Annotated in this window: 7 protein-coding genes; 2 read left to right on the top strand and 5 right to left on the bottom strand. The window is 52.1% G+C overall.

Annotated elements, in window-relative coordinates; all coding sequences use genetic code 11:
- The first annotated feature begins 248 nt into the window (after positions 1-248).
- Complete coding sequence (locus BMW71_RS15455; RefSeq protein WP_092176129.1) at positions 249-2150, top strand: beta-N-acetylhexosaminidase; 1902 nt, start codon at positions 249-251, stop codon at positions 2148-2150.
- A 578-nt stretch (positions 2151-2728) separates the two neighbouring features.
- Here BMW71_RS15455 and BMW71_RS15445 read toward each other — a convergent pair.
- From BMW71_RS15445 to BMW71_RS15430, 3 genes are all read right to left on the bottom strand, one after another.
- Positions 2729-3295 (bottom strand): CPBP family intramembrane glutamic endopeptidase, encoded by a 567-nt coding sequence (locus BMW71_RS15445; RefSeq protein ID WP_092176127.1) that lies wholly within the window; start codon positions 3293-3295, stop codon positions 2729-2731.
- 88 nt (positions 3296-3383) lie between these two features.
- Entirely contained in the window at positions 3384-3821 is a 438-nt protein-coding gene (locus BMW71_RS15440) for an OsmC family protein (RefSeq protein ID WP_092175846.1), read from the bottom strand.
- Between the two features lie 271 nt (positions 3822-4092).
- Entirely contained in the window at positions 4093-5967 is a 1875-nt protein-coding gene (locus BMW71_RS15430; RefSeq protein WP_092176124.1) for a DUF389 domain-containing protein, read from the bottom strand.
- A gap of 322 nt (positions 5968-6289) precedes the next feature.
- Between BMW71_RS15430 and dnaA the strand changes: the two genes are divergently transcribed.
- A complete protein-coding gene (dnaA, locus tag BMW71_RS15425) occupies positions 6290-7717 on the top strand; it encodes a chromosomal replication initiator protein DnaA (protein WP_092175841.1) in 1428 nt (475 codons plus the stop codon).
- A 382-nt stretch (positions 7718-8099) separates the two neighbouring features.
- Here dnaA and BMW71_RS15420 read toward each other — a convergent pair whose 3' ends face one another.
- Both BMW71_RS15420 and BMW71_RS15415 read right to left on the bottom strand, forming a co-directional pair.
- Entirely contained in the window at positions 8100-10049 is a 1950-nt protein-coding gene (locus tag BMW71_RS15420) for a polysaccharide biosynthesis protein (protein WP_244891189.1), read from the bottom strand.
- A gap of 482 nt (positions 10050-10531) precedes the next feature.
- A complete protein-coding gene (locus tag BMW71_RS15415; protein ID WP_092175838.1) occupies positions 10532-12172 on the bottom strand; it encodes a capsule assembly Wzi family protein in 1641 nt (546 codons plus the stop codon).
- Positions 12173-12294 lie beyond the last annotated feature (122 nt).

The following is a 12294-nucleotide window of genomic DNA, read 5'->3' as shown; positions in this document are numbered from 1 at the left end:
CCCCGTGGCCGCCTCTGACTCCGCCTCCGCCTTCGACAAGCTCAGGCATCGGCCAGGACGGATACTTACGCGTGGGCTGAGCTTGCCGAAGCGTTTAGGCTGAGCTTGCCGAAGCCCACATCAATAAAACCTGGGTTTTATTTATTAATTTTTATGGTTACATTTGCTACTTCATTAATTTTTTTATTTAATGCGAATAAACCAATACAGTGCTAACCGGTCAGCGGACCGACACAACCAAACGATCCATGAATAAAAAACTCCTTCTTGCGGGGCTATGCCTGCTGCTGAGCCCATTTCTGCTATTTTCCCAAACAGACCGCATCCTCCCCCAACCCAAGACCCTGGTCGCTGGAGAAGGTCAGTTGAATTTGCAGCCGGGTACTGTGCTACTGGCAGAAAGTGCTTCCGCCAGAAAATCTGCTCATTTGTTTAACGGCCTTTTGGAGGTCAAAACCGGGTTTCAACTTCCGGTCCAACAAGCTGCTCAGACAACAACTCCGGTCATTCTGCTGGAGGAAAAAATCGTCGATGGGAATCCGGAAGCCTACACATTGGACATTACTAGCGAAGGCATTGCCATCCGCGGGGGTAGCAGCGGCCTGTTTTACGGGCTGCAGTCCCTGTTTCAACTGGTGGAAATGCAGGGAAGCGAAGCAATGGTTCCGTTGGTGCGCATCGCCGATGCGCCGGCCTTTGGCTACCGCGGTATCATGCTGGACGTGTCCCGGCATTTTTTTAGCACGGAGCAGGTCAAAAAGATACTGGACCTGATGGCACAGCTCAAATTCAACACCATGCATTGGCACCTGACAGACGATCAGGGCTGGCGCCTGGAAATCAAGAAATACCCAAAACTCACGGAGGTCGGCGCCTGGAGGGATTCCACGATCATCGGTCAATACTACGATTTCAAGCCCTTTATCTACGATGGAGAAAAGCACGGCGGATATTATACCCAGGAAGAGGCACGGGAAATCGTGCGGTATGCCGCCGACCGACACATTACCGTGATTCCGGAAATCGAATTGCCGGGCCACAGTTCGGCCGTTCTTGCCGCCTATCCTGAATTTGGGAGCTTTGAGGTGCAGGGAGGAGCGGCCCGGGGCAGCATTGCAGCCGTAAACGAGAAGGGAGAACCGCTGAACAACGAAATCAGTACGCAGGTACCCGGTTATTGGGGAGTCCATTACAATATTTACGGGCCTACGCCCGCGGCTTTCGGGTTTTTGGAGGACGTGCTCACCGAGGTCATGGACATCTTTCCCTCGGAATACATTCATATCGGCGGAGATGAGGTTCCCAAGGACCATTGGGAAACCTCAGCCATTGCCCAAAAAGTCATCAAAAAGGAAAAACTGGCGGACGAACACGAGCTTCAGAGCTATTTTATCCAACGAATCGAACAATTCCTCAATAAAAACGGACGAAAAATCATTGGCTGGGACGAAATACTGGAAGGTGGCCTGGCACCCAATGCCACGGTTATGAGCTGGCGTGGGGAAAAAGGCGGAATCGCAGCCGCCAAAATGGGGCACGACGTGATCATGACCCCAAACAGCCACCTGTATTTTGATCATTACCAGGCCGAAGACAAAAGCACCGAGCCCCTGGCAATCGGCGGATTTCTCCCCCTGGAGAAAGTATACAGCTACTCGCCCATTCCCGACGCCCTGAGCGAGGAAGAGGCAAGGCATGTTTTGGGAGTGCAGGCGAACCTCTGGACGGAATACATTGGCAGCAACCAAAAAATGGAATACTTCCTTTTCCCCCGGGCCCTGGCCCTGGCCGAGGTAGCCTGGAAAACGCGCGAAGAAAAAGATTACGCCTCCTTTATTCGGGAACGCCTTCCGGAGCAGCTTCGGTCACTGGAAGCGCAAGGGGTGTTTTTCCGCATACCTGAGGCAGCCGTTACCATCAGCCTGGATGCCGCTGCAGGCACGCATCGGGTTCAGATCGAACCCCTGGTGGCGGGAGCAAAGGTGTATTACACGCTGGATGGCCACAAGGCCGACCAGACTGCCCGCTTGTATACGGGTCCCTTCCTGGCTCCTACACCCGGCTCAGGTCAGGAGCCGCTGGTGCTGCGGTACATTACCCTGACTCCCGAAGGCCGAAGCAGCAACGAATTTCAGGTTCCTATCGAATAGCCTGGAAAATAAAGGAAGGAACTGCATGCATTTCTATGGAATGCAATTACCCGAGGCTGTCGCTTTTTAGCGGCAGCCTCACTAAAAAAGGGAAGCATACCCCCCATCAACGGCGAACTTACCTGCGTCGCCAGGGTTCTGATCATATTTTTTAAACCAATTAAGGCATATAAGAGGCGTCGAACTCGCTTCAATACCGTACGTAATTTTTGAAATTCGTCCGGCAGATCGGTTATGCCATTTCGTTCGTACCCCTTTCTATGGTTCCGGTTTTCTTTAACCAAACAAGACGAGGACCATTTCTGGCGCTGAAGGCGCGGAATATATGCGTCAATCCAACTCGTCCGGAAAAAGTCTTCCGATTTACAAACGCCTACGTACAATTACAGTCTGCCGCGGGTGCCAAAGCGTATACTGAAATCCGAATGCCTCAAATTGACTTACGCGTGGGCTGAGCCTGTCGAAGTCCACGCTTACGAACACGTCTCCGTGGACACCTCTGCCTTCGACAAGCTCAGGCATCGGCTAATACAGACACTTCTCCGTGGGCTGAGCCTGTCGAAGTCCACATCGGCCTATCACCCTATCCTCACCGCATCGTCATTTTTAGCGGTAAGCCAAAACAACAGGACCGCATCAAAGGCGGCATGGGCGGCCATCGCGGTAAGAATTCCCGTCTCCTGAAACAAATAGCCAAAAAACGCAATCAAACCCACCATCAGTAGCCCATAACTACTGATTCGCCAATTAAAGGGATTCAAATATCCATGGATCAAAACGAATAGTACCGAAGTGGTCCAGAGGCCTAGCAGCGGTTGTAACCCTGCCCGGAAAAACAGTTCCTCCCCTACGCCCGCACAGATAGAAATAAACACAACTCCTCCCGGAGTCCAGCTCCATTGATTGATCAAGCGCTGGTATTTCACCCGCTCCTGAGAAAAGAATGGCCTGCAAATGACCCATTTTGCCAGAAAGGCCGAAAGTACTCCGGCCGACAGGCCCAGGAACATTTGAGCGAGCAGGGGCCAGTGTCCGGCGAGCAGCTCGATCATCGGGATTTCCTGAAAAAAATAAACCAGGCCCAAGCCCAACAGACCAAAGCCCAACAGGGTAGCCCAGCCCAAAAAACGCATGTATCGACTCATAGCAGCTGCAAGCCAGGTAAAACCGGAAATAAAAAAAAAATGCCGAAGAGCGTTCTCCGGCACTTCTGGGTTTTTATTGGATTGAAAATCAGGAAGAGAAACTGATTTTCAGCTCAATGGGCACGGCACTGAGGGCCTTGCTGATGGGGCAATTTTCCTTTGCCACCTCGGCTAACTCTGTAAAAAGGGCTTCGTCCATGCCGGGAACTTTTCCTTTCAGGTCCAGGACAATCCCGGTGATGGAAAATCCTTCGCCCACCTTTTCCAGGCTGACGGTAGCGGTGGTATCCAGCTCCTCTGCGGCAAAGTCTTTGCCGGCAATCTGAAAACTCAGGGCCATGTTGAAACAACCGGCATGGGCAGCCGCAATCATTTCTTCCGGGTTGGTACCCTGGGTACCGTCTTCGTTTTCAAACCTGGTTTTAAAACTGTAGGGAGAATTGTCAAAAAAACCACTGGGTGCGGTCAATGTGCCGCTTCCTTCCAGACCTGTTCCTTTCCAAACTGCTGTTGCTTTTCTTTTCATGTGATTATCGTTGTTTTTAAGTTGCTACATACCTGTCCCCATCCTAAATCGGGAGAAACCCTGCCTACGGGCAGGCCGCCTGCTTTTGTCGATACCTATCGGGGCATCCCTCTCTGTATCACTTGGGTCTTGCTCGGTTTTATTTGTTGATTCCGCATCAGGATGAATACCTTTCCAAGGTACCAATAATCTGCCAAAATTGCCAATTCTGCAGCCGTCAATCCTTCTGAATTTGCTCATCCAATCGTGCGACAGGTTTCCCGGCCCCGCGCTAAAACACCGTCACTCCCAGCGTTACCTCGAGTTCCACTTCCTCTCCCAGTACCCGCTCAATTTCCTGTTTGACGCGTTGCAACTGTTGTTCGTCCAGGCTGCTAGCAGCCACGATTTTCACAGCTAGACGGATAGGTTTGACGCTTCGGACGGTAATGTCCCGCAGCACCGTTCCGTTTACCCGGTAGCCGTCGAGTTTGGAGATCACGTCCTTTTCGCGAACCATATCCATAAAGCCAAAAAACAAGGGCAAGCTCACCAGCCCCACCACAATGAGCGAATAGGCAATACCCTTTCTGGCCAGACGAAAGGGACTAAAGCCCAAAAACAAAAAGGTCAGCGCCGCGGCCATCACCATGCCCGCCAGGTTGGTCATCAATAGCAGCAAGGCTCCCTGGAAAATACTCCATTCCATCCAGCCCAGGCCTATGCCGGAAACGGCAAGTGGAGGAACCAGGGCCACGGCGATCGCTACTCCGGCCAGGGTTTTGGCGATTTCTTCTTTTGCGCTGGCATAGGCTCCCGCCACACCGGAACCAACGGCAATGCCCAAATCCAGCAGGTTTGGGCGGACCCGGGCCATGATTTCTTCGTTGGACAAGTTCAAGGGCGTCAGCCAGGTGATTCCCATGGCACAAAGGTATCCGAGCAGCATGCCCCATCCGATGGCTTTGGAGCTGTCGAGAATCAGGCTCTTATCCTGCCGCAGCACACCCATGGAAAGGGAAATAATCGGGGCCATCAGCGGAGCCAGAATCATCGCCCCGATAATCACCGGCGAGGAGTTGCCGAATAGGCCCAGGGTGGCGATGCAGGTGGACAATACCATAAGCACCAGGTAGCTGTTGCTGGTACGGGAGCTTGCCCGCAGGCTGGAAAACAGTTCCTTGAATTCTTCGGTGGATGCGTGGTTGATGAGGGGTAGCTTTCGCTTCAGTAATTCGTCCCGTACTTCTCCCCGGGGGAGTACCCGCACCTTAAAGATGTCCTCCTCCGAAGCTTTGCCTTCCATGTCCAGGTGTTTTCCGGGCAGCATGTTCAGGGCTTTGGGTCGAACTTCCAGCTGCAGCTTCTTGGCGCTTAGCAGGCTTCCATCCTGGGAATAATTGATCGCGTCTTCGCTGGAAATACAGAGGCTGGAGGTTTTGATATGGGCGGCAAAGGGTGGTAGCCGGGTTTTGCCCTTTTTTCGAAAAAAGCTATCCAGGCCAAACCATAAGAGACCCGAAATGCTTTTGGGCGCAAGAATCATTGCGTGCAATTTCCCATCGTTGATGTAGGAATCTTCCAGCACCTTTCGGCTAAGCAGGTTGCTTTTTCCATGTTGCACGATCACCATGCCAATGGCAGCGGTATCCAGCTTTTCCTTCTCCCTCGCCTGCAATTGATACCGGTGCGCTTTCGCCACCCGAAACAACTTGAAAAAGTAGCCGACTTTTTTCCAGAACCGCTGCCAGCTGTTTTTTGCCAGCGAGCCGGTCATCAGGCTCAGTGATTCTCCGATCACGACCGTGTTGAACACGGGTCGGCCGTTGAGCAGTAGCAGGTCTACCCGAGCGCTGTTTTCGGATTCCAGGACCTGCTCTAGGCAGGCCTCCAGGTCGCTATCCACGCCAAAGCCCTGTCTGCCATGAACCAATTCCGGATGGGGAAGCAAGGCAATTTTCCAGTCCTGTTCCAGCGCCGTGGGAAACAATTCCTTTAGCTGTGCGTCGGACAGGTAGGTCACCACAAAATCCTCCCGGCCCAGCTCGACTGTGAGCCGGTCGGTAAAGGGCAATTTGAGTTTGAGGTCGGCGCCGAGACGGGGAACGAGGGTTTTTTCCACCAGTTCCTCATTCGACGGATCGTACAATAAAATGATGCTCTTCATGGTAAAAGGATAAGGAAACCGGGTGGGTGCCTTCCATCCGGTAGTGAAGCTGGCAGATCGGAGCCAACTATGTGGCTTTTTCAAAAATAACCTTTAATCGGTTCCCAACCAAAAGCACCGAAATCCCTATACTTACCGATACCAGGGTGTTATTTCAATTTTCAACAATTTTAAAAATAAAAACCGCCTGAATAAACTGTTTTCCAATAAAGTAAAAAAGTCAAGCAAATCGGCATTTTTTATTTAAGATATTTTTCCACATTTTTGTTACCCCCTACAAAAGGAGTAAAGCTTTTTTTCCACTTTCAGTTAAAGGTAACCAATGAAATCAGAGGCGATAGCGATATGGACTGAATGTATGCGGATCATCGAAAAACACGTCAACGAACAAAGTTTTTCTACCTGGTTTAAGCCCATACAACCGGCAAGGATTGACGGATCTGTCCTCACCATCCAAGTACCGAGTCAATTTTTTTACGAGTGGTTGGAGGACAACTACGTGGACGTCCTGAAGTTGGCCATCAAGACGGTGTTGGGAGCCGATGGCCGCTTGGAGTATGCGGTGGTGGTAGACAAGGGCAATTCCCAAAACCAACCCTATATGGTGAGCTACCCGCAAGGGGTAAGCAACCCGGTTTCAAAAAAGAAAAAAGAAGCCTTCGCCGCAACGGCCCACTCTCCCTTCGACCTGTCTAGCCTGGACGAACAAACCACCCTGCAATCCAATCTAAGCACTACCTATACTTTTAATTCCTTTATCGAAGGGGATTGCAACCGGTTGGCCCGATCGGCAGGGTTTGCCGTGGCCAATAAGCCCGGCATTACATCCTTCAACCCCCTTCTGGTGTACGGTGGGGTAGGCCTGGGAAAAACCCACCTGGTGCAAGCCATCGGCAACGAAATAAAAAATGGACCGGAGGATAAATTCGTACTCTACGTTTCTTCGGAAAAGTTTGTCAACCAATTTATGGATGCCATCAAAGACGGCAATATCAAATCGTTCACGAATTTCTACATGCAGGTGGACGTGTTGATCATCGATGACATTCAGTTTTTTGCCGGAAAAGGTCGAACGCAGGAAATGTTTTTCCATATATTCAACCACCTGCACCAAAACAAGCGGCAGATCATCATGACTTCCGATTGTGCCCCCAAAGATTTGATGGGCCTGGAAGAACGGCTACTATCCCGCTTTAAGTGGGGCTTGACCGCCGATTTGCAAATGCCGGATTTTGAGACCCGGATTGCCATCATCCGCAAGAAAATGCAGTCCGAGGGCATCGATATTCCAACCAACGTGATCGAGTACCTGGCCTATACCGTGGATACCAACGTGCGGGAACTGGAGGGAGTCATGATTTCGCTCATTGCCCATGCCTCGCTCAACCGGGTAGAAATCAGCCTGGACCTGGCCAAAACCATCATGAAAAATATTGTCAAGGACATCGAAACAGAGGTCAGCATCGAATACATCCAAAAATCCTGCGCAGAATATTACGGCATCAAAGTAGAGGACATGAAAGCCAAAACCCGGAAAAAAGAAATTGTCATCGCCCGGCAGGTGGCCATGTATTTTAGCAAGGAGTTTACCAACCATTCCCTCAAATCCATCGGGTACCATTTTGGTGGGCGGGACCACAGCACGGTGATTCATGCCGTGCAGTCGGTAAACGACCTGATGGAGACGGATGCCTCTTTTCGTAACGCCGTTCAGGAGCAAAAAAAGCAGTTCAAAATTCGGTCCTACTAAGCCAGTCTTCCGAAAGCAGCCGGCAAAATCCGCAGGGAACCAATACCATCGCCCAATGGAAAGAGGCTCTCCTAAAACTACCTACCCTATTTTGCGTTCAGCGATTCGCCAGGGATCGCAGCGTACTGCTTTTGGCTCCCCAACGGGCGGTGGCAACTGCTCCCCATCGCTTTGGGACTGAATTGAACCAGCCAGGAAACTGCGGTACCCGCCGATGCAAATACTTCGCTTAATCTTCGGGTTGCTTCCTGGCGAACTCCCAGAGATGGGCGCTTTGTATTTGTTTGTACGTGTCTTTGATCCTCACTATTTATTGCCCCATCAAAAAAGCCCCACACCGTCGCCGGAGGGGCTGTACCAAAAGGCCTGTTTCGTGCCGGTGTTAGAGTTTTTCCATCTTCTTGCGGTCCAACGCTTCAAAGCGGGACTTTCGGCTGATGTATTCCGGAACCATGTATTTCATTTGGGCGACCAATTCCATTTCTCCCCCAGCCGAAAGGTGCTCCATCAATTTCTCCAGGTCTCGGCTTACTTTATCGTAGGAACCGGGACAAACCTGCGCGATTTTTATTTTTTCGTGGTGGGTGGCAAGGGATTTTTCGCTGTCATTCAGTACTTCCTCGTACAATTTCTCCCCGGGTCGCAAACCCGTAATCCGGATGGGAATATCTACGTCCGGAATCTTTCCACTCAGGTAAATCATCTTTTTGGCCAGATCCAAAATCTTCACCGGCTCGCCCATGTCAAACACGTAAATCTCTCCCCCATTGCCCATCACGCCTGCTTCGAGCACCAATTCGCAGGCTTCGGGGATGGTCATAAAATACCGGATGATGTTCGGGTCGGTGACCGTCACCGGGCCGCCCTCCTGGATTTGCCGGCGAAAGAGCGGGATCACCGATCCGTTAGAGCCCAGCACGTTGCCAAAGCGGGTAGTGATAAAACGGGTGGATCCCGCATCGGTCTCGCGCAGCCGGCTGTTGAGGCATTGCACGTACATTTCCGCAATCCGCTTACTGGCTCCCATCACATTAGTGGGATTCACAGCTTTGTCGGTACTGACCAGTACAAATTTCTCCACCCCGTATTTTACTGCCAGATCGGCCACCAGCTTGGTTCCCATGACGTTGCAGCGCACCGACTCTGCCGGGTACTTTTCCATCATGGGCACGTGTTTGTAGGCAGCTGCATGAAAAATCACTTCCGGCTGGTAGGTTTTCATGACCTTTTCCAAGGCCTGCCTATCCGTCACATCTGCCAGCACCGATACCAGGGGCATTTGGTTGAAGCGGCTTTCCAAAAAGACCTCCTGATCGTGCAAGGGGGATTCCGCTTTGTCGAGCATGATCAGAAAACCCGGATTGGCCCGGGCGACCTGCCGGCATATTTCACTGCCAATGGATCCGGCAGCTCCGGTGACCAGAATGGTTTTCCCGGCCAGGTAATCAATCACCGCCTGATTTTCCAACTTGATGGAGTCCCGGCCTAACAAATCTTCGATATTCACCTCCCGCAGATTGCCGGGCTTGTCCCCGCCGCTCACCCATTGGTTGACCGGCGTGATGGTCATGACGTGTACGCCCAGTGTGAGGCAGCGATCGATGATTTCCCGCTTTCTGGAAGGGGAAAGGTCCAACAGTACCGAGATGATGAGCTCGTTAATGCCCCTGCTTTCTACCAGGCTTTCGAGCATCTCCAGGCCGCCGAAAACCGGCTTCCCCTGGATTTTTTTGCCTTTTTTGGACGGGTCGTCGTCCAGAAAACCGTGGGTCACAAATTTGAATTGACTGTCCTTGGACAGGGCCTGATGGGTCAGGATTCCGGCTTCACCGGCACCAAAGATAATAACTTTCCGTTCGGGCAAATCCGGCTCCGTACTGGCTTTGATCAGCCGGAAGGCGTCTTTGACAAGCAAGCGGTAGACCATCAGAAAAAACAAGGCCAGCAGCGAACCAATGACTAGCACGGAAAACGGGAGCATGTGGCTACTGACTTCTGTAAAATTGGCCATAAACAGGTTGATGACCGTAATGCCCGCCGCAGTGAGGGCGATGGTCCACAGAAGGGTCATGGCATCCTGCAGGGAGGTATGGCGGACGATACCCACGTAGCTCTTGGTAAAAAACATGGCAAGGAGTCCTACCAGGGAATACACCAGGGCTCCCCGGAGTACATCAAAGCGCTCCATGTTTGACAGGTCAAAGTTGGCGCGCAGCCAGAAGGCAAAGAGTACGCACTGAAATAAAATCACCCCGTCGAGGCTGGCAATGATCCACCGGGGTATAATATTGATTTTCTTGCTGAAATTGATCATAAAAATAAGGTTGGTCATGCTGTTAGGTGGCTTTACTAGCCGCAAATTTATTTGTTTTTCCTTCGAAACAAAAAGTATTTTTACAATAAACGATAATTACTAGCGCTATTTGACGTTTCTACCGCATTCTAATACCAACCAATTTAATTAATAGTGCAATTCCTCATTCAAATAGCATTTAAATGTAATTAAAAGCCTGAATTCTACCAATCAATTTGGGCTTATTTTTATTTCCCTTTTTCGGTATTGGCCTGCCAAGAGGGCCAGAAAAGGAATGCTTACCAACATAGTATCAACTACTTATCCCATTGCATTCCTGAGATTTCGAAATCGGGAAGGACAAAAATAAATTCCCTACTGTCCCGGCATCCCTACCTCCCCTCTCGGAAAGCGGTGAAACGCCCCGTATAAGTGGTCGCTGTTGTATGCCTCTAACGAACGCTTCCTATCCTATTGGGCGGCTTTTTTACGGGATTCAAGAAACGGGTTTGTGTGCCAGATCACCACTGGTACATCAGCCCCAGCTGCAGCCGGAAATTGCCGCTAGACGGGGCATTGGCCTGCCATTGGTAATGATGGGAGCGGATATAGGTTCCGTTTACCGACACGTTGATTTGTTGGATTTTTCGTTCCCAAAGTAGCGCCAGTGCCAAATCAGTCCAGGGTTCCAGGTCTGCGTTGCTGCCGGCTGCGTAGAAAAAGTCGTTGTTTCTTGCCACCCGGTCCAGGCGCAATCCGGTTTTTTTCCAGCCGTCCACGTGGGAAAATTCAAGGGTTTGCAGGTTGGTACCCGAGCCCAAACCCACGCCCAGCGGCTCCCCGCGGTGAGAGAAGCCCCGAACTTGTGCATGACCATGCCAGTTCATGCCGGCGTTGCTTGCGTAGCGAACCAGACGGTTGATGGCCTCCTGTTGTTGGACCATTTCGCCCCGCACCTGAAAATGACCCCGTTCCAGGGCCCATAATTTGATAAAGCCCAGCAGGTAGGCCCGGGCATGCTCGGGATTCAGGGCAAATTCCCGCCAATTCAGGGCATGGTCGCGGCGACCGTATTCAAAATAAAGCTCCGTCTTTGCTTCTGGCAGCCGCCAGCGCCCAAACAGGGTCACCTGTTGGTCCCAATTTCCATCGGCATTGGTAAATCCGTAGTTCTCTTTGATCAGGGGCAGCACCACGGGCAAGAGGGAACGAAATCCCGGGGGCCTGTCCCGGTTGTGAATTTGGAAGGTACGGGAAGCTCCTGCGGATAAACCAGGCAGCCATTTTGGCGAATAGGTAAGAATTAGGGCATTGAGGTACCGGGGGTCCGTGCGGTGCGGACGGTAAAACTGCTGGTTCAACTGCTCCTCCTGTACGGGGGGATACGCGGTACTTTCCAACCGGCCGACGAGCAACTGCGCCTCAAAGGATCCAAGGACGGTGGAAAGGGGCGCGCGGCTGCCGAGGCTCAGGTGCGGAAACCCCGGTGCCTGCTGACTGAAGGTCAGGGAATGAAATTGGCCCGGTCCCCACCAGATCGACTGGGTGCTCAGGCTTGCTTCCCAATTTCGCCAATGCGCGGCAACCTTGGATTGGCCCCATCCCAACCGAAACAAGGCCCCGTCCCCAAAGCGTTCCGGGAAATTGAGGGTGTTTGGGTAGCGAAAGTACCACTGATTCACCTGCCGGGAATAGGTATCGGGATACCCGTCAAAGGCAGAATTTACGGCAACGATCGCCTCCGGCTGGAAGCGAATGGTCAACCAGGACCGGGTGAACTGCAGGCCCGGATTGATCCAGAGTTGCGGCCCCCGGGCGGGTACGGTGAGGTAGGGATAGGATCCATAGGGCCGTCGGGTGGAATGATCCAAAGACGCTCGAACGGGCAGCAGGCTCCAGTTTCCGCCGATGCGACGGGGCTCCTGCAGGCTGTCGCCCTCGATCAGGCCCGAGAGGTTAGCGGTAAGGGGTCGCAGCAGGTAGCTGACCTGTGGATCACCCTTGCCCAATAGCTGCGCCCGCCGGCTTACCTCCTCCAACATGGGCTCTCCTGCAAACATTTGGGCCCGTGCAGAAAAGGGTCCGGCGACTAGTAACAGGACGAGTCCTACCCAATAAACAGAAATCCGTGACGGTTGGTGCATTTGCGTCACAAGGTACATTTTTTTGTGTAAAAAAGAGACGGGTTTTGGGGAGTATTTCGATGGGCTTCGACAGGCTCAGCCCACGGAGACCTGTCTGTAGTAGCCGATGCCTGAGCCGATGCCTGAGCTTGTCGAAGGCG

Source organism: Cyclobacterium xiamenense, from assembly GCF_900109255.1.
Taxonomy (GTDB): Bacteria; Bacteroidota; Bacteroidia; order Cytophagales; family Cyclobacteriaceae; genus Cyclobacterium; species Cyclobacterium xiamenense.
The sequence above is the reverse complement of the archived record's forward strand: the minus strand, read 5'-3'. Positions and strand labels throughout refer to the sequence as shown.

Bases quoted from the DNA above. Each gene is read 5' to 3' on its own strand.
- BMW71_RS15455 (WP_092176129.1), top strand. From the start codon at position 249: ATGAATAAAAAACTCCTTCTTGCGGGGCTATGCCTGCTGCTGAGCCCA.
- BMW71_RS15445 (WP_092176127.1), bottom strand. From the start codon at position 3,295: ATGAGTCGATACATGCGTTTTTTGGGCTGGGCTACCCTGTTGGGCTTT.
- BMW71_RS15440 (WP_092175846.1), bottom strand. From the start codon at position 3,821: ATGAAAAGAAAAGCAACAGCAGTTTGGAAAGGAACAGGTCTGGAAGGA.
- BMW71_RS15430 (WP_092176124.1), bottom strand. From the start codon at position 5,967: ATGAAGAGCATCATTTTATTGTACGATCCGTCGAATGAGGAACTGGTG.
- dnaA (WP_092175841.1), top strand. From the start codon at position 6,290: ATGAAATCAGAGGCGATAGCGATATGGACTGAATGTATGCGGATCATC.
- BMW71_RS15420 (WP_244891189.1), bottom strand. From the start codon at position 10,049: ATGACCAACCTTATTTTTATGATCAATTTCAGCAAGAAAATCAATATT.
- BMW71_RS15415 (WP_092175838.1), bottom strand. From the start codon at position 12,172: ATGTACCTTGTGACGCAAATGCACCAACCGTCACGGATTTCTGTTTAT.